The organism is Dehalogenimonas sp. THU2 (assembly GCF_039749495.1).
Lineage (GTDB): Bacteria > Chloroflexota > Dehalococcoidia > Dehalococcoidales > Dehalococcoidaceae > Dehalogenimonas.
Genome location: NZ_JBDLLU010000011.1, coordinates 19221 through 45113, shown reverse-complemented (window position 1 = coordinate 45113; position 25893 = coordinate 19221). Strand labels below are relative to the sequence as shown.

Here is a 25893-nt window from a genome sequence, read left to right as displayed (position 1 = left end):
ACCATGAAGGTAGCCATCTATCAGATCGCCGACAGTGGCGATGCCGCAACGAATATCGCTAAGGCTTATGATGCCATCGTAAACACCGACGCCGACTTCTTCGCCCTGCCAGAATTCTTCTCCATCCCAGGCGGCGATTTTCGCAAACCTTACACCTTACAATCATGCCTGGAGGAAACAGCACTGCCAGCCTACGATATGCTGAAGCGGGCGAGCCTTCAGTTCAAAGGCTACATCATCGGCGGCAGCATCCTGGAGCGTGAGGGTGACTGCTACTATAATACGTGTTTCGTCTTCAAAGGCGGGGAGCAGGTAACCGCCTATCGCAAGATCAAGATCACCCGTGAAGAGGTGGAACTTCAGATTTGCCCCGGCAAAGACACGGTCACGTTCGAAACACCGTTCGGACGGGTTGGACTGATGATCTGCGCCGATTGTATCTACTGGAAAATGGTCGACGCTGTGTGCGAAGGTTCCAAATACGTCTTCCTGCCGGTTTCTCTGACCGACCCCAACCACCCGCCCTTCACCGGTCACCCAGTTTCCGATACTATCGCCAGGAAATTTGGTGCGACAGTCATCAAGATAACCCGCGTCGGTACTTTTAACGGAGCGGTGCTTTCATCAAGGAGCGCCGTGACTACTCCCACCGGCACTCTGTGGGAAGCTCCGGACGCCGAGGAACACCTCGCTCTAGTGGAAATTTAGCCCGGAAAGGCCAGCACTTCTTCGATCGAAGCGGCATCGCATAGGAGCATCACCAACCGGTCGATACCCAGCGCCCCCCCCGCGGCCTCCGGCAATTCCTTCAGGGCTTCGATGAAGTCTTCCGGCATATCCACCTTCCGCCCCTGGTCTGCCGCCAACTCGATCTCGGCTTTGAAACGCTTCCGTTGTTCTTCTGCATCGGTTAGTTCGCTGAAGATATTGGCCAGTTCCAGCCCGCCGATGAAAATCTCAGTGCGTTCCGCCACCCTGCTGTCGCCGGGTTTCAGGCGGGCTAAAGAGGCCATTTTAGTAGGGAAATCGTAGAGGACAAGCGGGCGGTCCGGGAGCATGGAGGCCACCTTGGTAGCCAGTTCGAAATCGAAGCGCTCCGGGTCGTCGATGGTTACCGGGTCCCAGCCGCAGGCATCCATAAACGCCTCTTTAACCGAAAGCCGGGGCCAGGGCGGAGTGAGGTCGATGGTCCGGCCCTGATAACATAGCAGCGTCGAGCCGTTCAGTGATTCCGCGAGGTAGACGATCAGCTCTTCGGTCTCGGCGGCCAGGTCGAGGTACCCGGCGCCGGTGCGGTAATATTCCAGCAGGGTGAATTCTTCGCGGTGCTGGGCGCCTTTTTCGCCTTTTCTGAAAACCCGGCATATCTGAAAGATGTCGCCATATCCCGCCGCCAGTAGCGGTTTCATATAAAGCTCCGGGGAAGGCAGCAGGAAGCCGCGCTCGGTGGCGACAGGTTCGATGTAAGCTTCAGGAATCGGCGCCGCCGCCAGTTGGGGTGTCTCCACTTCCAGGAAACGGCGCTCGTGGAAAAACCCCCTGGTCAGGCGCAATATTTCAGCGCGGCGGATGAGGTTGGCCTTCCTGGCAACGAGTCGCTCCAGACCCACGAGTCTAGCCTACGACGCGTTCCACATAGCTACCGGTGAGGGTATTGATGCGCAGCACTTCGCCTTCCTTGATGAAGGCCGGCACGCCGATCTCCAGGCCCGTTTCCATCTTGGCCAGCTTCTGCTGAGCGGTGACCGTAGCACCCTTCATGGAAGACTCGGTTTCCACCACCTTGAGTTCCACCGCCTTGGGCAGGATGAGATCGATGGGGCGCTCTTCCCACATCATCACCTGAACGCCGAGGCTGTCTTTAAGGTAGAACTTCTTGTCGCCGACGATGGTCTCGTCCATGATGTATTGCTCGAAGCTGCCGGTATCCATGAAATGGTAGTGACCATGTTCTTCGTAAAGGAACTGCATGTCGCGGACGGTGATGCTGGCCTCGTCGAACTTGTCGCCGGAGTGGTAGGTCGGCTCACTGAGGACGCCGGTCATAAGGTTCCGGAGTTTCAGGTGATATATGGCGCGGCCTTTGCCCGGTTTGACGAAGCTGACGTTTTCTACGGCAAACGGCACGCCGTCGATGAGGAGTTTATTATTTTTGCTGACTTCAGAGACTTCCACAGGCTTTGGGCGTCCTCCAGTTGTATTAAAAGTCGTTAATGGCCGAACCGATATTATAGGCGCTTAATATTAGGGGCGCAAATCAGGGAAGTTGATAATCACTGAATAAGTGACATAAACTCGGCGCGGGTGGCGGCGCGTTTGGCGAAGCCGCCTCTCAAAGCGGAAGTGATGACGCGGGACCCTGGTTTCTTGATGCCGCGCATGGTCATGCACATGTGCTCCGCGGCGATGACCACGCCGACGCCGTCCGGATTAAGACCTTCTACGATAGCGTCTGCTATTTCCGTGGCCATGCGTTCCTGGATCTGGGGACGGCGGGCGATGGTTTCAACCACCCGGGCCAGTTTGGAAATGCCGACGACGCGCCCCTCGGCACCGGGCACATAGCCGATATGGACCACGCCGGAAAACGGCAGCAGGTGGTGTTCGCACATGGAATAGAACGGGATGTCCTTGAGGATGACCATTTCCCGGTGGCCTAACTCGTAGCCCACTTTGAGATCCTCGGCCGGGTTTTTCCCCATGCCGCAGAATATCTCAGCGTACATCCGGGCGACGCGCTGGGGTGTTTCTTTCAGGCCTTCACGTTCAGGATTGTCGCCGATGGCCTTGAGTATGTTTGTGATGGCGGATTCAATGATGTTTTCATTTATCAAAATTAGTGCCTCCTGGTTTTTGGACTCACTTATGCTTCGATGCGATTCGGGGCGGCGAAATCCATCTAGAGAACGCCCGGTTGGCCGAATTTATGGCGTTCCAAGGTTTCTATGGCAGCTTTGAATTTGGTGATATATTTGTCGTTGCCCATGTAAAATGCCGGAGTGATGGACTTGAGATCAATCGTCTCTTCCGCGGTGAAAGCCTCGGCCAGGCTGTGTACTGCCACCACCTCGCCGACCAGCAACTGATGATCGCCAAACTGGCGGTCTTCTAACAGCTTGCACTCATAAGCGGCGTAGGCATCGGCCAGCACAGGGGCGTTGGTCTTCAACGGGATGTCTCGGGCGACATTGAAGGCGGCGAACTTGTCCACGGCAGCGCCCTTGCTGCCGCCCAGGGCGGCGATCAGTCCTGCCGCCGAGGCGGGCAGGAAATTGACGGTGAACTCGCCGCTTTCGACGATCATCTTGTAAGTGAAGCGCCGGGGAGACAACGACACCCCGAAGAGCGGCGGGTTGAAAGACAGCGGAGTGTGCCAGCCGGCGATCATGGCATTGTTTTTACCCTCGTGATAAGCACCGACGGCCACAGCGATCCGTGGGTAATGGTGGTAATAAGCGCCGACGCTTTCAGAAACTTGCTTCATCGTAAAATTCTAAATTCCAAGCACCAAATTTCAACAAATCCCAAATCTTACGACTCACGACTCGCAACTCGTGACTCGTGGCTCGCGACTCACCACCCCAGCGCCTTCTCCATGGCGGAAAGGTTGGCGGACACCTCAATGAACTGGCCGGAAAAGCCCTTGATGGCGGTATCGGCGTCCTTGAGGCCGCTGCCGGTGACGACGCAGACCACCTGGTGGTGATGGAAGTCGAAACCCTGGCGGTGCATCTTGATCAGGCCGGCAAGGGGAGCGGCGGAAGCGGGTTCGCCGAAGATGCCGCCTTTTTCGGCCATGATATGATACGCCTCCAGTATCTCTTCATCGGAAACGGCGTCGATCAGGCCTCCGGACTCCTCCCTGGCCGCCTCGGCCTGCTTCCATGAAGCCGGATTGCCGATGCGGATGGCGGTGGCGATGGTCTCTGGCTTTTCCACCGGGTAGCCCAGGACGATGGGGGCCGACCCTGCCGCCTGAAAGCCCATCATCTTAGGCATCGAACCGGTTATCCCGGCTTGATGGTATTCCTTGAAACCCTTCCAGTAGGCAGTGATATTGCCGGCGTTGCCCACGGGCAAAAAGAGCATGCCGGGTGCCTGCCCCAGGGCGTCGCATATCTCGAAGGCGGCGGTTTTCTGGCCTTCGATCCGGTTCGGGTTGACCGAGTTAACCAGGGCTACCGGGCGCGCTTCGGTGAGTTCCCGGACCAGCCGCAGGGCGTCGTCGAAGTTACCGTCGATCATCACGATCCGGGCGCCGTAAACGATAGCCTGGGCCAGCTTGCCGAGGGCGATCTTGCCCTTGGGGATGACGATGATGGACTCGATGCCGGCGGCGGCGGCATACGCGGAAGCCGACGCCGAGGTGTTGCCGGTGGAGGCGCAGGCGACAGCCTTGTAACCGGCCTCCAGTGCTTTGGCCACGGCCATGACCATGCCGCGGTCCTTGAAAGAGCCGGAGGGATTGCAGCTTTCCAGTTTGAAATACAGCTCTTTGACGCCGAATTCCAGTTCCAGCCGCGGCGAGCGCACCAGCGGCGTATCGCCTTCGCCCAGGGTGATGAGGGGGGTGTTTTCAGTTACCGGCAGGTATTTTTTGTATTGAGCGATGACGCCGTTTTTCATATTGGCTTTTGTCCTTTAGTGTTAGAGACCTGAGTTAATAATACCAATAATACCAATAATACCAAATCCAATAAATACCAATATCCAATGCGCCTGGAGGGGGGCTGTGTTGGGCCGATGTCTTTTTTACACGCCTACCCGAACGAAATTATTGACCGCCTTGATGGAATCGTTCTGCCGCAGGGCCTCCACGGCCTGGCGTACGGCGCTTTCGCGGGCCAGGTGGGTCATGATGACCAGTTCCGCAGTTTCCGAGGCTTCGTTGACCTCTTTCTGGATGACGGAGGCGATGGAGATGCCGTTATCGCCGAAGATGCCGGCGATCTGGGCTAGTACCCCCGGTTTGTCGGCTACGTTCAGGCGGAAATAGTAGCGGGTAACCACCTCGGTCATTGGCAACAGCCGCTTGGTTCCGCCCAAGCGCCAGCGCATACGGTTACCGACCCCGGAGGCCACATCCTGGGCGGCGGCTAGCGCGTCGGCGATGACAGCGGAAGAAGTGGCCGCCGCTCCTGCCCCCTGGCCAGAGAAGATGACATCGCCCACCAGGTCGCCGGTGATAAGGGCGGCGTTGAAGACACCGTCCACCTTAGCCAGGAAGTTGTCCCTCGGCAGAAAGACCGGATGGACCCGCAGTTCGATGTCGCCATCGTCTTCCTTGGCGATGGCTAGGAGTTTGATGACGAAGCCCAGTTCCGTGGCATACAGGAAGTCCTGGGTTTCTAGTTTGGTGATGCCTTCACGGTAGATATCTTCTGGCTTGACCTCGATCTGGAAGGCCAGCATAGCCATGATGGCCAGCTTATAGACGGAATCGAAGCCTTCGATATCGTTGGCCGGGTTGCGTTCGGCGTAGCCCAGTTCCTGCGCCTGGCGCAGGGCGTCAGCGAATGGTATGCCCTCGCAGGCCATGTTGGTCAGTATGTAGTTGGTGGTACCGTTGATGATGGCGGAGATGCCCTTGATCTCATTGACCGAAAGGTCGTACTGGAAAGGCTGCAACAGGGGGATGCCGCCACCGACGCTGGCTTCGAAGCGCAGGCCGACGTTGTTCCGCCGCGCCAACTCCAGGAGCTCCGCGGCGTGCTTGGCGATTACCTCTTTGTTGGAGCTGACCACGTGGCGGCCGCTCAACAACGCCCGTTCCAGGTAGTTGAAGGCAGGGTATTCGCCGCCCATGGCCTCGATGACGATATCCATGTCCGGGGTGTTGAAGAAGTCATCGTCATCGGTGGTGAAGGTATCCGTTGGGAACTCTGCGATGATAGGCCGGGTCAGGTCCATGGGCGCCACTTTGACTCGCCGCAATTCCACCGGGCAGCCGATCTGCTCCGACAGCCGCGCGGCGCGGTCACGCAAACCCCGCGCCACCGCCCCGCCGATGATGCCGATGCCGATTAACCCTATACCGATAGCCGGTTTGCTCATTATCCTTGTCCTTTTCGCCTAGTTGAGTGACTGCGTGGCGATCAGATCGCGTTGTTCGAGGGTTAACTCCACCGTTTCGATCACGTTAGCCGGATCGGCCTTGACCTCTTCCAGCCAATCGGAGAAGGCCTGATTGAGCAGGGTGTCGCGGTCTTCCTCGTCGATCGTCCGATTTTCTTCCACCGCAGCAATCTGGTAGAGCCACCAGGCGCCGGTAGTGTTGGAGTCTTTGGTCAGGATGGGCGCGCTCAGATCATTAAGAGGCGTGTTCTCATCGAAGATATAGGTAGCGAAGGGCGGGGTGTTTTGCCCCAGTGTTAGCAATCCCAGGTCGCCGCCGCTTTCCTTGGAAGTCGCGTCCTGGGATACTTCTTTGGCGACTGTCTCGAAGTCTTCTCCGTCGATAACCCTCTGTCGGGCTTCCTCAGCCTTTTCAATGGTCGGCAACAGCATGCCGAAGACGTGGACCTTCTGGGCTTCGTTCTCTGTCTGCCGCTCGGTTACCTTGACCACCCAGTAGCCCAATTGCTTGCTCTTGTTCTCGTCGTAGAAGAAACCGATCTCTCCCTCACCGGCAGCGTTCACCGCGGTGTCAAGACCCTCGGCGAAGAGCTGCCCGTCGATGATTCCTATCGGGTTGAAGCCCATATCGCCTTTTTCGGTAATGGTAGTGCTGTCCAGAGAAAGCTCGGTCACGATATCGGCGAAAGCCTCGCCGGCTTCCAGCCGCGCTTTGACCTCTTCGGCTTGCGCTGCGCTCTCCAGGAGCATGACCAGAGAATGGCGCTGGTCGGCAGAGGTAGGCACCAGGCCGTCGATATATTCATCATTAATCTTCTGCGCCAGCAGGGAGGCGCGGACAATGTCGCGGCTGACGGCGTTATCTTCCAACTCTGTTTCCTTGAGCCGGTCTTTGACTTCCTGGTCGCTGACGGTGATGCCCATTTCCGCCGCCGCCTGTTTCATCAATTCCATTTCTTCGATTTGTCCCATGACGAAATCGATGAAAAACAAGGCGTTGGCCGCGTTGTCGCCATTGTAGAAGTTGACCATCTTGGAAACGTAACCGGCGCTATAGTCGGTACCGTTAACGGTGAGCACCGTCTTCTGCAGCGGGATGTACACGGGTAGCAGCCACTGGGTGACCCAGCCGACGCTGAGGATAAGGACTACGGCGCCGATAACACCCAAGCCGATCCAGCGGGTCAGTTTCTGCTGTTTGCGCTGTTTGGCTAGCTTGGACTGGGCTTTCTGTGACAGCTTGATACCCTGGTGGACGGGGTGTTTGTGCTTCTTCTTGACCAAGTGAGTAACCTCGTTTTCTTTAAATAACGTAATGACGTTGCCGGATGATAGCAGAGAAATATGTAAATATTATGAAGACACATCTTCCGAGTCTTTTTTTAACCTGATCTCCAGCCATTTTGCCGGAGGCACGTCTTTAAGGCTGGCCACCAGCGCGCCCACGATATTTGCCATGAATTCCCTCGGAAAGGCCGAGAGTGTCACCGGGGCTCCATTGATATGGAGGCTGACCCGCTGCCTCTGCGGCTGGACGAAGCCTTTTTCCAGGAAATCGGCCATGCCGGAAAGGTCGTCCAGCGTAAAGAACCGGGGCGCCGTGCCCGGGTAGTCGTCGGAGGTGACCACCGCCACCCGGCTTTTCAGGTTCTCCAGGGGCCTGCCGATCCCCTGCCGCCAGACCTCGATCTTGGGGACGCCGGATTGCTTGAAACCCTCTGCCAGGATGAGGTCGTATTCATCCCCCAGCAGCCGGCCGATCTCTTCGAAGGGCGCTTCCGCGGTGAACGGCTTGGTCAGTATTAGCGCATCGCCGGTGCTGGCCACTGTAGCCGCCGCGCCGGCCGCCAGGTGGCGCTCCGTGTCCCGGGCGGGGGTATGGGGGTGAAAGTGCTGCGGCACATGCTTCACCGTGGCCACTTTCAAGCCGCGGCGCGTCAGTTCCGGCAGCAGCCGTTCCAGGTAGCCGGTCTTGCCTGATTCCGAGTGGCCGACAAAGGCCACAACAGGTGCGGGCATAGTCTCTCCAAAGCCGAAAATCATCCCATTATAAGTTCAACACCGCCGTGTTTGCAAAGCTTGGAGGTAGACCGATATGGGAGGTCGATAGTCATGAACAATAAATTAGTATCGATCCGACTTGTACCCCCGTCGCCGAAAAGCTAAAATGCCTTCATATGAATATCGTACGTTTTACCGCCCCTGACAATAGCGAACACTACGGCGTCCTCGAAGGCGACACCGTTAAAGCCCTGGCTGCCCCTCCGTTCAAAGGCATCGAGTTCTCCGGCCTGGTCTATCCGCTGGATTCGGTGAAGCTGCTGGCGCCCTGCGCGCCTTCCAAGATTGTCTGCCTGGGCGTTAACTACCACGGCCACGCCAAAGAGATGGGCCACACCATTCCGGACGCGCCGCTGATCTTTTTGAAACCCTCGACCGCTGTCATCGGCCCGGAAGCGGATATCATCTATCCCCCGTCCTCACAGCGTGTTGACTATGAGGCGGAATTGGCTGTCGTCATCAAAAAGCCGGTGTGGCGGGTAAGCCGTGAGGCCGCCCGGGATTCAATACTAGGGTACACCTGTTTCAACGATGTCACCGCCCGTGACCTGCAGAAACAGGACGGCCAATGGACGCGCGCCAAAGGCTTCGACACTTTCGCTGCGGTGGGGCCGTGGATAACTACCGGTATCGACCCGTCTTCACTGACGGTGGAGACATGGTTGAATGGGGAGAGGAAACAGCACGGCAATACCGTCGACCTCATCTATCCCATCGACTACCTCATCCATTTCGTGTCTCACGTGATGACGCTGCTGCCCGGGGACGTCATCGCCACCGGAACGCCGAGCGGTATTGGGCCGATGCATCCGGGGGATACTGTCGAGGTCAGGATAGAGGGGATTGGGACGTTGCGTAACTACGTTACCCGCACTGACTGAGCCTATCCCGGTGGGGACATATGGCGAAGCCGATTGGAAAGATCTTGCCGGCAGGCTGAGGTTGCGCACGGGGGCGCGAGCGGGGTGTTTTTAGGACTTTAAAGTTTCTTGACACTACCATACGGCCTTGTTAAACTGGTTAAGTTTGAACGTTCCTCGCTTCAGCTCGGTGCTGGCATTTAAACTTGGAGGCCGGTTTTGACCCAGAACGAAATATCCGATAACGGCTGCCGGTTGGAAAAAGGCTTGGTGAACATTTTTACCGGCCACGGCAAAGGTAAAACCTCCGCTGCCATCGGGACCTCCATAAGGGCTGCCGGTCATGGTCTCAGGGTTTATATGCTCTTTATGATGAAAGCCAATGAGCATTTCGATCACGGGGAGTTCAAAATTCTCAAGAGTCTGCCCCATGTGACTGTCGACACCTTCGGTTTTCGAGGCTGGGCTCGAAAAGGCAATATAACGCCGGAACATCGGGCGGAAGCCTCAGCGCATCTCGATGCCGCCTTCAAAGCGATGACCAGCGGTGATTATGACGTTATCGTCCTCGATGAGATCAACGCCGCGGTGGGTGGCGGCCTGATCGACATTGAAAAAATGGTCAATATGATCGAGCAGAAACCGGAATGCGTGGAGCTTATTCTCACCGGCCGAAACGCAGACCCCCGGCTGGTCCAGATGGCTGACTTGGTATCCGAGATCCTGATGATCAAGCACCCTCTTAACGAAGGCATCCGCGCCCGCAAGGGCATCGACTATTAAATAAACTCGGAGGAAAGCCCATGAAAGTAACCCTGAGCGTCATCAAAGCCGATATCGGCGGCTTTGTCGGCCATTCCGATTCCCATCCTGATTGCCTTTGCGAGGCAGACAATAAACTAGCTAAGGCCAAGGAAAGCGGCCTTTTGATCGATTATCACGTCACCAAATGCGGCGACGACCTGCAACTGATAATGACCCACCAGAAAGGTGAGAACGACGCCGATATCCATGAGATGGCCTGGGATACCTTCGTGGCGTGCACCGAGGTCGCCAAGAAATTGAAGCTCTACGGCGCCGGGCAGGACCTTTTGACCGACGCTTTCTCAGGCAATATCAAGGGCATGGGCCCCGGCGCGGCGGAGATGGAGTTTGAGGAGCGGCCATCAGAACCGATCGTCATCTTCATGGCCGACAAAACCTCGTCCGGCGCCTGGAACATGCCGCTGTACAAGATGTTCGCCGATCCCTTCAACACTATCGGCTTGGTTATTGCCGAGAACATGCACATGGGCTTCAAATTCGAAGTGCATGATGTCAAAGAGAGCAAGAAGATCACCTTCTCCACGCCGGAAGAGATCTACGACCTCCTCGTCTTCATCGGCGCCGCCAACCGTTACCCGGTCAAGGCGGTCTATACCAAGAGCGGCGAGATCGCCGCGTCGTCCTCCACTCAGAAACTGGCCTTTTTGGCCGGGCGCTATGTCGGCAAGGACGACCCGGTGTGCATCGTCCGCTGCCAGGGCGCTTTCCCCGCTGTGGGCGAAGTTCTTGAGCCGTTCGCCAAGCCTTACTTCGTGGAAGGCTGGATGCGCGGGTCTCATTATGGGCCGCTGATGCCCGTGAGCGTTGCCGACAGCCTGCCGACCCGTTTCGACGGCCCCCCGCGGGTCATCGCCCAGGGTTTCCAGTTGTCCGACGGCCACCTGGTCGGTCCGCGCGATTTCTTCGCCGACCGCTCCTACGACAAAGCCCGCGAAATGGCCAACGACATGGCTTATATCATGCGTGAGCACGGACCTTTTGAGCCCCACCGCCTGCCGCTGGATGAGATGGAATACACCACCATGCCGCAGGTCTCCCGCAAGTTGGCCGAGCGCTTCGAACCTATCTAACAAAAATCGAGGTCTGCCCCTTCCTTTCTTATCGCGATTGCGCTGGAGGGAAGGGGCACTTCTTTTTTGGGCGATCGATATCTAGGTCCCGGAGGTGCGCCGTTCATGCCATCGATGACATATCCTGAGCGAAGTGACTGGCGATGACTCGACCGCAATTGCTGCTGGCCACCAATAACCCCGGTAAATTGCGGGAATACACCGAACTCCTCTCCACCTGCGGCTATGAACTGGTAACCCCCGGGCAAAGGGGAATTGAACTGGAAGTCGCCGAGACCGGAACGACCTTCGCCGAAAACGCCGCACTCAAGGCTCGAGCCCTGGCTGCGGCTTCCGGTATGCTGACCCTAGCCGACGATTCAGGCCTGGAGGTGGACGCTTTGGGAGGCGCGCCGGGTGTGCTCTCCGCCCGCTACGCCGGTGAGGGGGCCGGTGACGCCGAAAGAAACGCCCTGCTGTTGAAAATCCTGTGGGAAGTGCCCGTTGAAAAACGTACCGCCCGTTTCCGTTGCGTCATAGCCATCGCTGTTCCGGACGGCGGTCTGCGCTTTGCCGAAGGCGTCGTAGAAGGACGCATCGCCTTCGAACCGCATGGAAGCAACGGCTTCGGTTACGACCCGGTCTTTTCTCTCCCGGAGTTGGGAAAAACGATGGCGGAGATCGCGCCCGATGAAAAGAATCGCCTCAGCCACCGCGCCCGTGCTGCTGCGGCTGCATGTAAAATCCTGAAGGATCGATGATAACTTCGATGATAGGATTCCTGCGGGCGGCGGTAATCGAATATTCCGGTACTAACGCTTGATTTAAAGGTACTAGTTCCTATAAGATAGAAGAGTTCCCACCGGTAAGGTATGCCTTTTCAATATTACGTTTGGAAGGTGGACATCGGCATTCGATGAAAGCGCTGATCCTGGTAGGCGGTCTGGGTACCCGGTTGCGGCCGCTGACCATCAATACCCCCAAGGCCATGATGCCGGTGTTGAATAAGCCTTTCATGGCCCACGTGGTCGGGCAGTTGATGCATCACGGGGTAGATGAGATCATCCTGACCCGCGGTCACCTGGCCGCTCAGATGGAGAGCTACTTCGGTGACGGCAGTGGTTTGGGGATCAAGGTTGTCTACGTGGATGAGACCCGGCCGCTGGGCACCGCCGGTGGCATCAAAAATTGCGAACGCCACCTTGACGAGACTTTTTTTGTTTTGAACGGCGATGTTTTTTCCACTATCGATTTTTCGGCGATGCTGCATTCGCACCGGTCGAAGAAGGCAACAGCCACCATCGCCCTGACGCCGGTGGATAATCCGTCCGCTTTCGGGCTGGTGGAAACTGAGACTGACGGGCGCATCCGGCGCTTCATCGAGAAGCCGAAGCCGGATGAGATCACCACCAACATGATTAACGCCGGCTGCTACCTGCTGGAGCCGGAAGTGCTCGATTTTATCAAACCCGACACCCTGACGAGCATTGAACGGGAGACTTTCCAACTGCTCCTGAAAGACAAACAACCCTTTTATTCTTTCGATACCACGGGCGCCTACTGGATTGATATGGGCAACCGGGAAAAATACTACCAACTCAATATCGATATGTTGAACGGTGTTTGCAACTGCGCCGGAACCCCGTCCCCCGGCGTCCACCTGGGCGAAGGAACATCAGTAGATCCCAGCGCTGAGATAAGCGGCAATGTCGTTTTTGGTGAAAACTGCCGTGTCGGCGCCAATGCCATCGTAACCGGACCGGCGGTCATCGGCGCAGGGTGCCAACTTGGAAACCGTGTGTCCGTCAGCGGGTCCCTCCTCTGGCCGGGCGTCAACATCGGGGATGACAGTTCGGTGATTTTATCTATCATAGGCGATCATTGCCGCATCGCGTCGAGTGATCATATCGACGATTCAGCACTGGCTGACGGTGTTTATACGCCGCCCTCTCTTACCCTTTCCGGAGCTGCGGTATGGCCAGGCACCATCATGAGTAATTAACCGATAATATCGAAACCGTAATATAAGAAAGGATGAAAACGATGACACAAGGAGACACCCGCGTCGCCCATTTGCCCACCGGCAGTTATTACTCGCCTTCCGGCGAGTATGACGAGATGCATCGGAGGTCGATTGAAGACCCAGAAGGTTTCTGGGCGGAACAGGCCAGGAGTCTGGACTGGATGAAACCCTGGGACAAGGTGCTGGACTGGAAAGCTCCTTATGCCCGCTGGTTTGTCGGCGGCAAGCTGAACCTGTCCTACCAGTGCCTGGATCGCCACATGAAGACAGAAGTAAAGAACAAAGTCGCTTTTTACTGGGAAGGCGAACTGGGCGATAGCCAGGTTCTCACTTACGCTGAACTGTACCGCCTGACCAACAACTACGCCGCTGCGCTCAAGCGCCTGGGTGTCAAACGGGGCGATAAGGTGGCTCTTTATCTTCCGATGATCCCGGCTCTGCCCATTTTCATGCTGGCCTGTGCGCGTATCGGCGCGATCTTCACCGTTGTTTTCTCGGCGTTTTCCGGCCAGGCGCTGGCCGACCGGGTTGAAGATGTCGAGGCTAAGGTTATCGTTACCGCAACCGGCATGCACCGCCGCGGCAAGATCCTTCCCCTGAAAGACAACGCCGTCGAGGCGGCTTCCAAGTGTCCCTGCGTGGAGAAGATCATCGTCGTCAAGCACACCGGCCACCATGTTGAGATGGACCCGGCGCGTGACGTCTGGCTGAGCGACATCCTGGCGGAATGCGACGAGTACGTCGCCCCGGAAGAGATGGACGCCAACGATCCGCTGTTCGTTCTCTACACTTCCGGCAGCACCGGTAAACCCAAGGGTATCCTCCACGGTACTGGCGGTTACTCGCTGTGGATAGCCAAGACGCTGCAGTGGGCCTTCAAAACCGATGCGCAGACCGTTTGGTGGTGCACCGCCGACATCGGCTGGATTACCGGCCACAGTTACGTGGTGTACGCACCGCTGGAATTAGGGCTGACCTCGGTGATGTACGAAGGCGCGCCGGATTACCCGGGTATCGACCGCTGGTGGCAGATCATCGCCAAATACGGCGTTACTACCTTTTACACCTCTCCTACCGCTATCCGCATGTTCATGCGCCACGGCGAGGAATGGCCTGCCAAGCACGACCTATCCAGCCTGAAAATGCTGGGTTCAGTAGGCGAGCCGATCAATCCGGAAGCCTGGCTGTGGTATTACCGTAACATCGGTCATGAGCGCATTTCCATCTCTGACACCTGGTGGCAGACGGAGACCGGCGGCTTCATGATCTCGCCGACCCCCGGTATCCAGGCGCATCCGCTCAAACCCGGTTCGGCCACTAAACCGATGCCCGGCGTTGATGTAGCCGTTTTGGATGCCGACGGCAAGGAACTGCCCAACGGCCAGACCGGCTTTATCGTCATCCGCAAACCATGGCCGGGTATGCTGCTGGATATCTACCGCAACCCGGAGCTCTACGAAAAAACCTACTGGTCGCGCTTCCCCGGATATTATCTGCCGGGTGACTACTGCATGAAGGATCAGGATAACTTCCTGTGGCTCCTGGGCCGCGCTGATGAAGTCATCAAGGTGGCCGGCCACCGAATCTCCACCGCGGAGCTGGAGAGCGCCATTGTCGGCCATTCAGCCGTGGCCGAGGCCGCCGCCTGCTCCCGCCCGGATGAGGTCAAGGGCGAGGCTATCATCCTCTTCGTCACCCTGCGCAAAGGCACCACGCCTTCGGTGGAGATCAAGAACGAGCTCACCCGCCATCTGAGGGCTACCATCGGCACCCTGGCCACTCCGGAAGAGATTTTCTTCGTCAACCTGCTGCCTAAGACACGTTCCGGCAAGATCATGCGACGGCTCCTCAAAGCGGTGGCTACCGGCGCCACTATCGGCGATACCTCCACTCTTGACGACGGCGCTTCCGTCGACGAGGCTAAAGCCGCTTTCGCCGAGCTCACTGACTCGGCCCATCACTACAAAACATCGGAAAAGAAGCCCGACATCAAGTAGACTGGTAATCGGCTACGGGAAGGAGCGGCGGGGTGAAAACCCCGCCGCTCCTTTTTGCCGCCGATTTGGCCGATACTGCTTACCGGAGGTATAATGAGAGGTATTCCACTAATTCGCATACCATGAAGGAGTAGTATCTTGCGGAAACTAGCGACCATTATTCTTGCGGCTGTTCTGGCGATTTCCTTTGCCGGATGTTCCACTGGAACTACCGCGCCAACGACCTCTGGAAGCCAGATCATTAAGGAAATATCGGCCTCAGAGGCTTTCGCCATGATCCAGGAGAACAGCGGGAAGGCGGATTTCGTCATACTGGACGTGCGCACTCCATCAGAGTTCGCTGCCGGTCACATCGAAGGCGCAATCATGATCGATTTCAACGCCAGCAATTTCAGTACTGAGGTTGGAAAGCTGGACAAAGATAAAACGTACCTGGTCTACTGCCGCACCAGCAACCGGTCAGGCCAGGCGGTTAATGTGATGAAGGATCTGGGGTTCAAAGAAGTCTACGACATGGACGGGGGCATCGTTGCCTGGGAGGCCGCGGCTTATCCTACGGTGAAGTAGCAGCTAAAAAAACAGGTCAGGTCACCGGCACCGCTTCAAACTCAGTTTGGAGCGGTGTTTTTAGTTTATGGTCCCAATCGAATAACAGCACTACTGACCCTGGACCGGCGTGACTTAACAGTCTTTCACCGCCCGCAGCAACGACGCTCGATGCGTCTTCAAAATTGAGCTGATGCTCATCTCCGGTTCGGTTACATACCCAAACGGGGATACCGGTTTCCTGGCTTCGATGCTCCCAGCAATTGCTGGGCGGGCATGGTTTCTCGCCCCAGTTAGCCGCGGAAATAATGATTTCCGCACCTTTGGCCGCAAGCGCGGCGGCAAGAGATGGGCGCCAGGCGTCAGCGCAGATGAGTACGCCGATCCTGAGTTCCGGAAGGTCAATAACTTCAAGCGCCTGGCCGATATCAGCCCAGGATTCGGCACAATGCGCCGGATGTATATTGATCTTGCGGTGTTTACCGGCAATCTCACCCTTATCCGTCAACGCGAAAACGGTGTTATGCAGCAGCCCAGTGGATTCGTCACGTTCGGCGGTCGCGATCAGTATGGTGACCCCCAGTTCGGCGGCTGTGCCTGACATCCGGTCGAGCCAGGCCCTGGAACCTTCACCGATCCAATCGGTGCCGATATGATCCGGGAAGTGATAGCCGCTCTCCACCAGTTCCGGGGTGAGAATGAATTTTGCCCCTTTATCCGCGGCCAGCCTCACCGCCCGCTCGATAAAGGCGCGGTTATACTCAAGTTCCCCGGGGCGGGGGTCGAGGTGCAGCATGGCGACTTTCAAAGTATTCATTCGCAGACCTTGGGGAAAGCTATACCGGTCCGGCAGGAGTGCCGCATCCCGGTATAGCATGGCATCTTGTTCTCAATTATTCCGGTTTGGCCAGTTGATAACCGGCGCCGATGCGGGTCAGCAGCAGCTTGGGATCGGACGGGTTTTCCTCGATCTTCTCCCGCAAATGGCGGACATAGACCTTCAGACTTTCAGCGGCGCCGGGGTATTCCTCACCCCAGAGAGCCCTCGCCAGAGCGGCATGGCTGACCGGGTGGCCGACACTGCGCATCAACTGGCTCAGGACGATACCCTCGGTACGGGTCAGGTTGACCCGGTGTCCTCTCAGCGTCAGATCGCGGATGGAAGGCCCCAGGCTCATGCCGCCGACAGTCAGAGGTAATTCGTCGCCGGATGTTTCGTGGCGGCGAAGAATGGCCTTGACCCTGGCCAGCAGTTCCATCTGACGGAACGGCTTGACGATATATTCATCAGCCCCGAGTTCCAGGCCGCGGACGATATCGGCCTCTTCTCCACGGGCGGTCAGGATGATGACGGGCACGTGGCTGAAGCGGCGGATTTCCTTTAAAACGTTAAACCCGTTCATGTCCGGCAAGCCCAGGTCCAGGATGACCAGATCGGGGTTGTGTTTTTCCACCAGGCTGATGCCTTCTTCCCCTGAAGGGCTGGAAAGAAACGTCGCTTGCGACCACCGGATCTTAAAGGTAAGCGTCACCGCCTCCACGATCTCGGCATCGTCCTCGATGAGCACCACGGTCAGCTCAGGTTTGTTCACTTTTTTATCGCTCCATATCGTTGGCCAGCGGCAGCGTAAAATAAAAGGTGCTGCCCCGGCCTTTTTCGCTGTTAAACCAGATCTCTCCGCCCTGCAGGGTGACGAGCATCTTACATAAAGTAAGTCCTATGCCCATTCCGTCGTTCGGGTTAGTTTCTTTCTCCGCCCGGTAATAGGGTTTGAAGATGTGCTCCTGCTCCGTCGTGTCTATACCCCGGCCGTTATCAGCCACACTTAACTTTAACATTTTACCATCAACCTGAGCGCCAAGTGTAATCTGACCGCAGCGTTGGGTGAACTTGGCGGCGTTGGTGAGCAGATTGAGTAAAATCTGGCGCAGCCGGTCCTCATCGGCCAGAACCAGCGGGATCTTGTCGGCCAGCACCAGTTCCAGAGATTGGTTCTTGCGGTCGAACTGGGGCGATACCTCCGCCGCCAGGTCGAGGAGGAGGGGGGTAATATCCAGCGGCTGGCGGGAGACCTTGAGGACGCCCATTTCCCCGCGGGCGAAGTCCAGCAGGTCGTTGATACGCCGTTCCAGGTTCATCGCGCCGCGAAAGATGTTTCCGGCCAGGCGGAGCTCGTCCTCACCCTCCAGGATCTCAAGGAGGGCCTCGCCGGAAGCGATCATCGGTGTCAGGGGCGTCTTAAGCTCATGCACCAGTGAGCGGGTGAAGTCGATGCGCTTGGCTATCTCGGCTTCCAACTCTTCCCGAAGTTCTTTTTCCCGGTGGTACAGTACGGTGAGATCGTGTTCCGCTTTTTTCCGAATCGAAATATCACGGGCGATGGACAGGATGACCGTTTTATCGCCATGCTGGAAGATATGAGAACTGACTTCCACCGGGAAGGTAGATCCGTCGCGGGTCCGGTGCACCGTCTCGAAGGTGCCGTGTTTGTCCCGTAGCAGCCGGGCCACGATCGCTGCGGATTCGTCAGGTTTGCTCAGCGAGATATCGGTCGTCTTCAATCCTGGCATCTCTTGAAGGTCATAGCCCAGGCGGCGAGCGGCTACCGCGTTAGCTTCAAGAAGACTGGTCGGCATGCCGTCACGCACTTCCCACAGGTAGATGGCATCGTTGGCGTTATGAAAAAGCATGCGGAATTTTGCCTCGCTTTCGCGAAGGGCCTGTTTTTCCGCGGCCTCAATGGCGTCATGAGCGGCCTGGCGCTCCCTGAGTTCGGCCAGTTCCTGGAATACTTCGGCGCAGGGATTATTGCTATCGTTCATGTTAAACTTCATTATACAATAAGAAACAGTTTTTGACATCGTTTGGGGCAGGACTAATCAATGAATGAAGAAAAATCGATCGAGTCTCATCAGGATGCGTTGCGGTGCCGTTGCATCGAATGTGAAGTATCGGGAGTCAGAGAGTGCAACAGCAGCCGCCTGAAAGCCCTCCTGGGCAGCCTTTTTGCCGATGAGACCGATGTGTCCGTTTTGCCCGCTCTCTTCTGCCGCCGGACCGGAGTTAAGGCGCAGGCTGACGCCGAAGCCGGTTGTCTCTGCGCCGAATGCGAGCTGAAACCGGTCGAGGGAGGGTTCTATTGCCGGTCTTCCGAAGCCTGATCGAGTTTTTTGAAATACATGACCAGGTCGTCGCCGCGGTCATAGAAATCAGGTATCCGGGTTATCTCCGCATAGCCGCATTTCAGGTAAAAGCGGCGGGTCTTGTCGTATAGCGGCGTCGAGGATGTTTCCAGCGTCACCTGCCAGCCGCCGCGTGAGCGGATACCGGCCTCGGCCCGGCGCATCAGTTCCCGCCCGATGCCCAGCCCCTGTGACACCGGATCGACGGCGATCCAGTAAATCTCCCAGTTGCCTTTGGTGAGCGGCGTATTGCCGTAGCAGACATAACCGGCCACCCGCCCATCGTTCTCCGCGATGAGGCAATAATAGCCTGATGTCAGCGGGTTGCCGGTGCAGGCGTCCAGCACTTCTTCGGCCACCGGTATCTCATCCGGGGCGAATTCCGGGACGCGGCCGAGAAAAGACATGATCGCCGCCTTGTCGGCGGGTTCGAGCGGGCGATAAATGACGTTCACGAAGATTCCAGCCCGAAATTTATGATCGCCTCCACCATACCCTTGTAGGAATACCCGGCGGCTTTAGCCTGGCGAGCGACGCCGGTGCCCGGGGCGATATCCGGGTTGGCGTTGATCTCCATGACCACCGGGCGGCCGTCCCGGTCCAGCCTCATGTCCACCCGGCCGTAACCGCGGCAGCCCGCTGCCAGAAACGCGGCCATCGCCGCCTCCCGGATCTCAGCGCCCAGCTCCTTGGTCACCTCGGCCGGGCACTTGACCGCGGTATGCTTGAAGTACATGCTGTGGGGTTCCCATTTAGCGGCGAAGGTGAGTATCTTCGGCAGCCCGTCGGGCAGGGAATACATGATCTCGGACAGCGGCAGCACTTCCGGGTTTTTCACGCCCCAAACGGTGGCGTTGAATTCGCGTCCGCCCAGGAAGGCCTCCACCAGGGCGGGCGCGCCGTCGTACCGTTCAACCATCGTCCTGACCTCATGAAAAAGCGCGTCCCGGTCGAAAACGACGCTGCGCTCGGACAGGCCGTGGGAGGCGTCATCGGCGCGGGGCTTGACGATGCAGGGGAAATCCAGGTTGAAACTGTCGAGGTTATCCATGTCCAGCAACTGGTAATTTGGCGTGCGGACGCCGCGGGCGCGCAGCGCCTGAATAGCCTCCGGCTTGTCCAGCGTTAACGCCAGGGCGGCGGCTGGCGATCCGGTGAAGGGAAGCCTCAAATCTTCGATGATGCCCGCTACCGCCGCCTCGGTCATCGGCAGGCCGGCAAAGCCCTCGAACAGGTTGAAAATGACATCGGCCTGGATCCCGGCCAGGGTTTCCCTTACCCTTTCCAGCGGCGGCGACAGCGGCACTTCGGTGAAATCATGACCCAGCGCCCGGAGCGCCCGCCGCACCGCCCTGACCGCCTCCATGACGCCGGATTCCGCCGCGGATTCGCCCATGGCGTCATAAAGGGAAGGCAAATGCCGGTTATATACCAGACCTACCCGCATAGTTGGGGGTACCTCGACAGGGCGGCGTCGAGAACCGACCGGATAAGTCTTTCGTGGCCCCAGCCCATCGCGGTGGCGATGATAAAGAGGTCGCTGTCGAGTGACAACCCCGGCAGGGGGTTGACCTCCAGGAAATGGGGCGTCCCGTCGGCGGAAATGCGGAAGTCCGCGCGGCTGAAGTCACGGCAACCCAGGGTCTTATATACCAGCAGCGCCTGCTCTTTCAGGCACTCCAACACCGGCTGCGGCAGCCTGGCCGGGTACTCGTAGTCCACCATTTGTTTATAGTTTCTTTTAACTTCCACGGAATAGATGAACGGACCGGTTTTCTGCCGCGGTAGGACGCGCAGCGGCAGCACCAGCGGTTCGGCCCCGGTTTCACCCAGGTTGCCGATGATGCCGCAGGTGACCTCATCGCCGTCGATGAATTCTTCCGCCATCACCGGCTGTCCGTAGCTCTCGAAAAGGGCCGACACCTGCTCCTCTGCCTGTTCCGGCGTCGCCACCATCGAGGTGACGCGGATGCCCTTGCTGGACCCCTCGAAAGCCGGCTTGACGAAGACCGGGAACCGGAAGCCCGCCCAATCGACGTTTTTGGCATCGTCGGGCGTTCTGAATACGTGCCATTTGGGCGTGGTCACCCCGGCGGTTTGCAGGATGCGCTTGGTGAGCGGTTTATCCAGCGCGATAGCCAGCGTCTGGGGATCGGCGCCGGAATAGGGGATGCCGAGCATCTCCAGCACCGCCGGCACCTGGGATTCCCGGCTGCGATACGCCCCCCGCCCCTCCGAGATGTTGAAGACGAAATCGACGCTGGTGTTCAGGACGTTTTCCAGAAACTCACGCCCGCCGCCCAGCTTGACGGCGCTATGCCCTGCGCTCCGGATGGCGGCAGCCAGGAGATCTACCGTTTCCGCTGAATCATATTCTTCCAGGGTATCGTCGGGGCCGGCAACCGGCGCGGCTATCGCCTGTTTAAGATCGTACGCCAGCCCTATTTTCATCTTTTACCTCAGTCGTGTTCAGATCGAGTTTGAGTTGGGGTCCTGCGGGCGCCGCCTTATGTTTACGCACCGGGGCGATGTGTGCCGGATTGGCGAAGTGACTGATATGGCCTTCGTAGTTCCTGACCACCAGCTCCTGATCCGTGCGGCTCAGGACGTAATTGGGCGCGAGCGGTATCTTGCCCCGGCCGTCCGGCAGGTCGATGACGTAATTGGGGATGGCCAGGCCGGAAGTATGCCCGCGCATGCCTTCGATGATACGCAATCCCACCTCCACCGGCGTCCACAGGTGCTCGGTGCCCTGGACCTGGTCGCACTGGAAGAGGTAGTAAGGCCTCACCTTGGCCTTGAGCAGGCCGTGGCACAGCTTGAGCTGCGTGTCCACCGTATCGTTGATGCCGCGCAGCAGCACGCTCTGGTTGTTGACCTGGACGCCTGAGCGCAGCAGGCGGTCGCAGGCGGCGGTTGATTCCGGCGTGATCTCGTTCGGATGATTGAAATGGGTGTTCAGCCAGATCGGGCCGTATTTGGAGAGCATATCGCAGAGTTCGGCGTCGATGCGCTGCGGCAGCACCACCGGGAAACGGGTGCCGATGCGGATGATCTCAACGTGCTTGATCTCACGTAAAGCAGCCAGGACTTCTTCCAGGCGCCGGGTAGAAAGGCTCAAGGGGTCGCCGCCGGAGATGATGACGTCCCGGATCTGGGGCGTTCGGCGGATATAATCCAGCATTCGTTCCACCTCGGCGGGGGAGTGGACCCAGCCGCCGTTACGCCATTCCCGTTTGCGGGTGCAGTGGCGGCACAGCATGGGACAGAGATCGGTCAGCACCATCAGCGCGCGGTCGGGGTAGCGGTGAACCAGTCCCGGCACCACGGAGTGGCTGCCTTCTTCCAGAGGATCTTCCCGGCCGCTGCCCGGAGCCAGCTCCTGGACGCAGGGAACAGCCTGCTGGCGGATGGGGTCGGCGGGGTTGTCCAGGTCCATCTGGCACATGTAATAAGGGGTGATGGCAAACGGATACCGGGCGGAGACCAGTTTGAGCCGGGTGCGTTCCTTGACCGATAACGGCAGGAAGCGGGATAAGTCTTCAACGGAGGTGATGCGGTTCCGGAAATGCCAGCGCCAGTCGTTCCACTCGGCGCCGGAGATGTTACCGAAGTATTTTCGGCGGTTGGATTCGGACAATGGGAGGGGGGGTTCGTCCGCTTCGACAGTGATGGTGTCTTGTTTCATTTTGGCTCCTGTTTTTTGGTTGATTAATTGTAGCAAACCTGCGCGTGGCGTCAACATCGGCTTAGCTTTGAGTCAGCTACGGAAAAAAAATATTTTAGCCCGGCCACGGCGGATAAGGCTCCACCGGCCGTTTTTGTTCCAGTTGCGGCGCGGAAAACCTGGCCGCCCGGGTGGGGAGCATGCGGGACACCAGGATACCCAGGGACCACAACTGGATCGTCGCCCACATGGTGATCCGCCGCAGTGCCGGGATAAAAGGCCTCGACGGGATGTTCGGCACCTGAGCGCCCCGTCCCGAAGGCGCTATCTTCGGTAGCAGCACGGCCACGGTTATCCCTCGCAGAATTCCCGAAACAAGGAACAGCGTCAGGAAAGCATGCCCGCCGATCTTGGGCAGCACCGGCGCGAGCAGTCCTCCCAGCAGGGCGCCGCCGCACAGGGCCAGACCGGAGAGCGCGTTGAACAGCGCGATAACGCGGGTGCGGCGTTCGGGATCGGCGGATTCGTAAAGCAGGTTGGTGGCGGACAGGTTGAAGCCGCTCCAGGCAATACCGGAAATGGCCTGGATGACGATCAGGTAGATCAGGCCGTGGCCGCCCAGCCACAGTATGGGCACGAAGGGGATGACGTATGATGTCAGCCGCATCACCTTGAACTGGCCGCGCCTGTCCGCCAGCCGCCCCCAGAAACCCATGAACAAAAAGTTGGTGATGGCCGCGGCGGCGATGATGATGACGAAGATGCCGTAACTGACCCCGATATCCTTCAGCAGATAGACGGTGAAGAACGGCGCGGCGATATAAGTGGACATCATCAGCGCCGCCACATACATGCTCAGGCGTCCGCCCCCGCTGGCCGGCAGGTTCCGGAGTTCCTTGAAGGGATTGAATTTATCCGGGCAGCGCCGCGCCGGCGGTTCGTACATCCGGCTGAGGAAAAAGGCTGACGCCAGGCGGAACAGCATCGCCCCGCCCAGCAGCACCGAAAAACCTATCATCGCGTGGCGCCCGGAAAGCTCCAGCACCGCGCCGCCGATCAAAAAGCCGCCTAAAAGGAACATGCCCCCGATCTTGTTGCGCAGCCCGAAGTACCGGCCGCGCATCGCCACCGGCACCAGGTCGGCCATCATGCTGCCCCAGGCCGGATTGCCGAACGCCCCGAAGACGCTGCCGGCGGTGAACAGGGCGATAAGCCACCACACCGCGTTCCCCTCGAACAACTGGGGCAGCAGCAGTATCGGCAGCCATAAAAGCGCCTGGACCAGCACCACCGGTATGATCAGCGCCTTGCGGCTACCCAGCCGCTCGGAAATATAAGGCGAGCCCAGCTGAGATATCGCCAGCGCCAGGTTGGGCAGGCTGGCCAGCAGGCCGATCTGGCCGGTGGAAGCCTTAAGCGCCAGGGCTAAAGGCGCCATGAAATCCTGGGTGAACCCCAGCATGGCGTTATAGGCTGCGCCGTCGAATATCGAATAGCGCAGGCTTTTATTTATTTTAGGATCGGGGGCAAAGGTTTTCATCTTAACTTAACCGGTAAAGGATCAGGCTGCCGGCCAGCAGGGCCGGGGGCGTCACGATCAGTCCCAATTTGAAATAGTTCATCGGTTTGACCTGCAGTCCCCGGCGTCGCAGCAGCACCAGCCACAGCATGGTGGAGAAAGAACCGAAGATGGCGATATTCGGCCCCAGTCCCGCCCCCAGTATCACCTGGTAGGGCAGGCCCGGGTTGGCGGACAGCGCCCCCTCCGCGCCGGCCAGGGTGGAGACGGAAACCATCATCGCCGGCCAGTTGTTCATGAGATTGGCCCCGGCCGCCGTGCCCGCTGAGGCGGCCACGGACGCGGACAATTCCCCGTGGTTGAGAAGCGATACAAGCCCCTGGCTCAGTTTATCGATCACGCCGCCGCTTTCCAGCCCCCGCACCAGCACCGCCAGCCCCCCGATGAACGGCAGGATAGACCAGCTCACGGAGCGGCGCAGTTCCCCCCAGCCGGGTCCGTTGAAGATCAGTCCCATGAGCAGGAGCGCCGCTGCGCCGCCGATCACCGGTATTGAGAGCGGCCAGCCGTTCAGGGAAAACCATAAATAACCCAGGACGATGAATACCAGGGTGATCGCCACCGGGCGGAGCATCCGGTTATGCGGCGCCATCGGCATAAGCCCGCCATCGGCGCCGTCCGGGAAAGCCGCCCGGAGCTCCCGCCGGAAGATGAACAGGAACAGGCCGATGGTGATACTTATCACCGCCAGACCGGGCAGCAGCAGGTGCGCAAGGTAATCCCCCAGCCGCAGGTCGAAGGCGTCCACCGCCAGCAGGTTGACCGGGTTGGCCACCGGCAGGAGCACCGACGCGGCGTTGGCGATAAAGGCGCAGGCAAAAACATACGGCAGCGGATTCAGCTTGAGACGGACCACCAGCACGATGACCACCGGCGTCAGCATCAGGGCGGTGGCGTCGTTGGACAGCAGCACGGTGATGACCGTTCCCGCCGCAAAGACGATGATCAGCAGGCGCCGTCCGCTGCCCCGGGCGTGTTTCACCGCCGTATCGACGATCCGGTCGAACAGCCCGGCGCTTTCGGCGATAGCGGCCACCAGCATCAGCCCCAGGAAGAAGGCCAGCACGTTGAGGCTGCCGGAGAGGGCGCCGCCGGCCTCGGGCAGTGTCAGGTCGCCTAAGACGATCATAGTCGCCGCACCTATTACGGCGACGGCGGCTTCAGGCACGCGCCAGGGCCTCAGGACGATCCCGGCGATGGTTAAAATAAAGATGCCCAGACTGAGCAGCATATAATCGGGGCTTAAAGACTGGCGGCCTTGAGCTGGTTGAAGCTGTCGGGCGCCTATCGTGCGCGTGCGTCTTGGCCGGTGGTGGGCAGTATAGCGGCGGAGATAACCCGGTGCTGCGGGCCACGGAGGAAAGAGCGCGAGGCGTTTATCCTATTGCCTGACACTCCTTAATATGTTATAAATTCGAAAGCGCATACATGTCCGGTGGATGATGATATTTAATACATGAATAATATATCAGGTATAATAGACCTCGTCAAGGCACTTCCTGCCCAGGCGGGAGGGCTTCGGAGGAACTGAAAAACATGACTGAATGGGCCTTTTTGACCAACCACGCGCTTGTCTTGAGCGAAATGGCGCGCCATAACCGCATCACCGCCAGGGAGATGAGCCAGACCATCGGCATCACCGAGCGTGCCGTCCGCAAGATCATCGCCGACCTGGAGCGGGACGGCTACATCACCAAGAAAAAAGAGGGGCGGGGCGTCAAATACAAGGTCAACCCGGAAATGAAAATGCGCCATGAAACCCACCGGGAAGTAGAGGTCGGCGGTTTTCTGGAGGCACTGGGCTGGAAAAGACGCAGACGAGCCACACGCCTCCCAAGCCCCGTTATACCACCCAAATCCGAAATCCTAATATCGAGATCCGAAATAAATCCCAATGACCAAAATCCGAAGGATTAAAATCGTTCAACCGTAGGGGCTACCCCACTGGGTCGCCCGCCCATCCCCCCCCGTCATTGCGAGGCCTGTCCTGGTTCCACTGAATCACCACGAAGTGAGCCTGCCGAAGGG

Annotated in this window: 27 protein-coding genes; 10 read left to right on the top strand and 17 right to left on the bottom strand. The window is 58.4% G+C overall.

Annotated elements, in window-relative coordinates; translation table 11 throughout:
- Positions 1-3 precede the first annotated feature (3 nt).
- Positions 4-708 (top strand): carbon-nitrogen hydrolase family protein, encoded by a 705-nt coding sequence (locus ABFB09_RS06965; RefSeq protein ID WP_347000783.1) that lies wholly within the window; start codon positions 4-6, stop codon positions 706-708.
- Here ABFB09_RS06965 and ABFB09_RS06960 read toward each other — a convergent pair.
- From ABFB09_RS06960 to mobB, 8 genes are all read right to left on the bottom strand, one after another.
- Positions 705-1610, bottom strand: coding sequence for an amino acid--tRNA ligase-related protein (locus ABFB09_RS06960; RefSeq protein ID WP_347000782.1), 906 nt, complete (start codon positions 1608-1610; stop codon positions 705-707). The genes ABFB09_RS06965 and ABFB09_RS06960 overlap by 4 nt on opposite strands.
- A 4-nt stretch (positions 1611-1614) precedes the next feature.
- A complete protein-coding gene (gene efp, locus ABFB09_RS06955; protein ID WP_347000781.1) occupies positions 1615-2175 on the bottom strand; it encodes an elongation factor P in 561 nt (186 codons plus the stop codon).
- A 98-nt stretch (positions 2176-2273) separates the two neighbouring features.
- Entirely contained in the window at positions 2274-2834 is a 561-nt protein-coding gene (gene folE / locus ABFB09_RS06950) for a GTP cyclohydrolase I FolE (RefSeq protein WP_347000780.1), read from the bottom strand.
- Positions 2835-2899: 65 nt separating this feature from the next.
- A complete protein-coding gene (locus ABFB09_RS06945; RefSeq protein ID WP_347000779.1) occupies positions 2900-3484 on the bottom strand; it encodes a flavin reductase family protein in 585 nt (194 codons plus the stop codon).
- An 89-nt stretch (positions 3485-3573) separates the two neighbouring features.
- Positions 3574-4626 (bottom strand): threonine synthase, encoded by a 1053-nt coding sequence (gene thrC / locus ABFB09_RS06940; protein ID WP_347000778.1) that lies wholly within the window; start codon positions 4624-4626, stop codon positions 3574-3576.
- A 126-nt stretch (positions 4627-4752) separates the two neighbouring features.
- Positions 4753-6054: a homoserine dehydrogenase gene (locus ABFB09_RS06935; protein WP_347000777.1), complete on the bottom strand. Its 1302-nt coding sequence runs from the start codon at positions 6052-6054 to the stop codon at positions 4753-4755.
- Positions 6055-6072: 18 nt separating this feature from the next.
- Positions 6073-7359 carry a peptidylprolyl isomerase gene (locus ABFB09_RS06930; protein WP_347000776.1) on the bottom strand — a complete coding sequence of 429 codons (1287 nt, stop codon included), beginning with the start codon at positions 7357-7359 and terminating at the stop codon, positions 6073-6075.
- Positions 7360-7428: 69 nt separating this feature from the next.
- Positions 7429-8094 (bottom strand): molybdopterin-guanine dinucleotide biosynthesis protein B, encoded by a 666-nt coding sequence (gene mobB / locus ABFB09_RS06925; RefSeq protein WP_347000775.1) that lies wholly within the window; start codon positions 8092-8094, stop codon positions 7429-7431.
- Positions 8095-8252: 158 nt separating this feature from the next.
- On the opposite strand from mobB, the gene ABFB09_RS06920 reads away from it, so the two are divergent.
- The 7 genes from ABFB09_RS06920 to ABFB09_RS06890 all read left to right on the top strand — a co-directional run bounded on the left by ABFB09_RS06920 (position 8253) and on the right by ABFB09_RS06890 (position 15457).
- Complete coding sequence (locus ABFB09_RS06920) at positions 8253-9017, top strand: fumarylacetoacetate hydrolase family protein (RefSeq protein WP_347000774.1); 765 nt, start codon at positions 8253-8255, stop codon at positions 9015-9017.
- Between the two features lie 198 nt (positions 9018-9215).
- The gene (locus tag ABFB09_RS06915; RefSeq protein WP_347000773.1) at positions 9216-9779 is read left to right on the top strand and encodes a cob(I)yrinic acid a,c-diamide adenosyltransferase; all 564 of its coding nucleotides are present in this window, start codon (positions 9216-9218) and stop codon (positions 9777-9779) included.
- 20 nt (positions 9780-9799) lie between these two features.
- A complete protein-coding gene (fbp, locus tag ABFB09_RS06910; RefSeq protein ID WP_347000772.1) occupies positions 9800-10891 on the top strand; it encodes a fructose-1,6-bisphosphate aldolase/phosphatase in 1092 nt (363 codons plus the stop codon).
- A gap of 143 nt (positions 10892-11034) precedes the next feature.
- Positions 11035-11631 carry an XTP/dITP diphosphatase gene (locus ABFB09_RS06905; RefSeq protein WP_347000771.1) on the top strand — a complete coding sequence of 199 codons (597 nt, stop codon included), beginning with the start codon at positions 11035-11037 and terminating at the stop codon, positions 11629-11631.
- 155 nt (positions 11632-11786) lie between these two features.
- Positions 11787-12872 carry an NDP-sugar synthase gene (locus tag ABFB09_RS06900; protein WP_347000770.1) on the top strand — a complete coding sequence of 362 codons (1086 nt, stop codon included), beginning with the start codon at positions 11787-11789 and terminating at the stop codon, positions 12870-12872.
- 32 nt (positions 12873-12904) lie between these two features.
- Entirely contained in the window at positions 12905-14890 is a 1986-nt protein-coding gene (acs, locus tag ABFB09_RS06895) for an acetate--CoA ligase (protein ID WP_347000769.1), read from the top strand.
- Between the two features lie 138 nt (positions 14891-15028).
- Positions 15029-15457, top strand: a complete 429-nt coding sequence (locus tag ABFB09_RS06890) for a rhodanese-like domain-containing protein (protein WP_347000768.1) — start codon at positions 15029-15031, stop codon at positions 15455-15457.
- Positions 15458-15473: 16 nt separating this feature from the next.
- On the opposite strand, the gene ABFB09_RS06885 is transcribed toward ABFB09_RS06890, so the two are convergent.
- The 3 genes from ABFB09_RS06885 to ABFB09_RS06875 form a co-directional block, all read right to left on the bottom strand.
- Positions 15474-16253, bottom strand: coding sequence for a carbon-nitrogen hydrolase family protein (locus ABFB09_RS06885; RefSeq protein WP_347000767.1), 780 nt, complete (start codon positions 16251-16253; stop codon positions 15474-15476).
- Between the two features lie 76 nt (positions 16254-16329).
- Positions 16330-17028: a response regulator transcription factor gene (locus ABFB09_RS06880; RefSeq protein WP_347000766.1), complete on the bottom strand. Its 699-nt coding sequence runs from the start codon at positions 17026-17028 to the stop codon at positions 16330-16332.
- A gap of 4 nt (positions 17029-17032) precedes the next feature.
- A complete protein-coding gene (locus tag ABFB09_RS06875; RefSeq protein WP_347000765.1) occupies positions 17033-18259 on the bottom strand; it encodes a PAS domain-containing sensor histidine kinase in 1227 nt (408 codons plus the stop codon).
- A gap of 60 nt (positions 18260-18319) precedes the next feature.
- On the opposite strand from ABFB09_RS06875, the gene ABFB09_RS06870 reads away from it, so the two are divergent.
- Positions 18320-18598, top strand: a complete 279-nt coding sequence (locus ABFB09_RS06870) for a hypothetical protein (RefSeq protein ID WP_347000764.1) — start codon at positions 18320-18322, stop codon at positions 18596-18598.
- On the opposite strand, the gene ABFB09_RS06865 is transcribed toward ABFB09_RS06870, so the two are convergent.
- The 6 genes from ABFB09_RS06865 to ABFB09_RS06840 all read right to left on the bottom strand — a co-directional run bounded on the left by ABFB09_RS06865 (position 18574) and on the right by ABFB09_RS06840 (position 25096).
- Complete coding sequence (locus tag ABFB09_RS06865; protein WP_347000763.1) at positions 18574-19074, bottom strand: GNAT family N-acetyltransferase; 501 nt, start codon at positions 19072-19074, stop codon at positions 18574-18576. The genes ABFB09_RS06870 and ABFB09_RS06865 overlap by 25 nt on opposite strands.
- Positions 19071-20066, bottom strand: coding sequence for a hypothetical protein (locus tag ABFB09_RS06860; protein WP_347000762.1), 996 nt, complete (start codon positions 20064-20066; stop codon positions 19071-19073). Before ABFB09_RS06860 ends, ABFB09_RS06865 begins: the two co-directional genes overlap by 4 nt.
- Complete coding sequence (locus ABFB09_RS06855) at positions 20057-21070, bottom strand: D-alanine--D-alanine ligase (RefSeq protein ID WP_347000761.1); 1014 nt, start codon at positions 21068-21070, stop codon at positions 20057-20059. The genes ABFB09_RS06860 and ABFB09_RS06855 overlap by 10 nt, the downstream gene beginning before the upstream one ends.
- Positions 21042-22307 (bottom strand): KamA family radical SAM protein, encoded by a 1266-nt coding sequence (locus ABFB09_RS06850; protein WP_347000760.1) that lies wholly within the window; start codon positions 22305-22307, stop codon positions 21042-21044. Before ABFB09_RS06850 ends, ABFB09_RS06855 begins: the two co-directional genes overlap by 29 nt.
- 94 nt (positions 22308-22401) lie before the next feature.
- Positions 22402-23826 carry an MFS transporter gene (locus ABFB09_RS06845; protein ID WP_347000759.1) on the bottom strand — a complete coding sequence of 475 codons (1425 nt, stop codon included), beginning with the start codon at positions 23824-23826 and terminating at the stop codon, positions 22402-22404.
- 1 nt (position 23827) lies between these two features.
- On the bottom strand, positions 23828-25096 hold the full coding sequence (locus ABFB09_RS06840; RefSeq protein WP_347000758.1) for an SLC13 family permease: 1269 nt from the start codon (positions 25094-25096) through the stop codon (positions 23828-23830).
- 305 nt (positions 25097-25401) lie between these two features.
- On the opposite strand from ABFB09_RS06840, the gene ABFB09_RS06835 reads away from it, so the two are divergent.
- The gene (locus ABFB09_RS06835; RefSeq protein ID WP_347000757.1) at positions 25402-25782 is read left to right on the top strand and encodes a winged helix-turn-helix domain-containing protein; all 381 of its coding nucleotides are present in this window, start codon (positions 25402-25404) and stop codon (positions 25780-25782) included.
- Positions 25783-25893 lie beyond the last annotated feature (111 nt).

Coding starts and splice junctions, on each gene's coding strand:
- ABFB09_RS06905 (WP_347000771.1), top strand. CDS start 11,035: ATGACTCGACCGCAATTGCTGCTGGCCACCAATAACCCCGGTAAATTG.
- ABFB09_RS06850 (WP_347000760.1), bottom strand. CDS start 22,307: ATGAAACAAGACACCATCACTGTCGAAGCGGACGAACCCCCCCTCCCA.
- mobB (WP_347000775.1), bottom strand. CDS start 8,094: ATGCCCGCACCTGTTGTGGCCTTTGTCGGCCACTCGGAATCAGGCAAG.
- fbp (WP_347000772.1), top strand. CDS start 9,800: ATGAAAGTAACCCTGAGCGTCATCAAAGCCGATATCGGCGGCTTTGTC.
- acs (WP_347000769.1), top strand. CDS start 12,905: ATGAAAACGATGACACAAGGAGACACCCGCGTCGCCCATTTGCCCACC.
- ABFB09_RS06875 (WP_347000765.1), bottom strand. CDS start 18,259: ATGAACGATAGCAATAATCCCTGCGCCGAAGTATTCCAGGAACTGGCC.
- ABFB09_RS06870 (WP_347000764.1), top strand. CDS start 18,320: ATGAATGAAGAAAAATCGATCGAGTCTCATCAGGATGCGTTGCGGTGC.
- ABFB09_RS06860 (WP_347000762.1), bottom strand. CDS start 20,066: ATGCGGGTAGGTCTGGTATATAACCGGCATTTGCCTTCCCTTTATGAC.
- ABFB09_RS06965 (WP_347000783.1), top strand. CDS start 4: ATGAAGGTAGCCATCTATCAGATCGCCGACAGTGGCGATGCCGCAACG.
- ABFB09_RS06855 (WP_347000761.1), bottom strand. CDS start 21,070: ATGAAAATAGGGCTGGCGTACGATCTTAAACAGGCGATAGCCGCGCCG.
- ABFB09_RS06945 (WP_347000779.1), bottom strand. CDS start 3,484: ATGAAGCAAGTTTCTGAAAGCGTCGGCGCTTATTACCACCATTACCCA.
- ABFB09_RS06885 (WP_347000767.1), bottom strand. CDS start 16,253: ATGAATACTTTGAAAGTCGCCATGCTGCACCTCGACCCCCGCCCCGGG.
- ABFB09_RS06840 (WP_347000758.1), bottom strand. CDS start 25,096: ATGCTGCTCAGTCTGGGCATCTTTATTTTAACCATCGCCGGGATCGTC.
- ABFB09_RS06920 (WP_347000774.1), top strand. CDS start 8,253: ATGAATATCGTACGTTTTACCGCCCCTGACAATAGCGAACACTACGGC.
- ABFB09_RS06845 (WP_347000759.1), bottom strand. CDS start 23,826: ATGAAAACCTTTGCCCCCGATCCTAAAATAAATAAAAGCCTGCGCTAT.
- ABFB09_RS06835 (WP_347000757.1), top strand. CDS start 25,402: ATGACTGAATGGGCCTTTTTGACCAACCACGCGCTTGTCTTGAGCGAA.
- ABFB09_RS06935 (WP_347000777.1), bottom strand. CDS start 6,054: ATGAGCAAACCGGCTATCGGTATAGGGTTAATCGGCATCGGCATCATC.
- ABFB09_RS06900 (WP_347000770.1), top strand. CDS start 11,787: ATGAAAGCGCTGATCCTGGTAGGCGGTCTGGGTACCCGGTTGCGGCCG.
- thrC (WP_347000778.1), bottom strand. CDS start 4,626: ATGAAAAACGGCGTCATCGCTCAATACAAAAAATACCTGCCGGTAACT.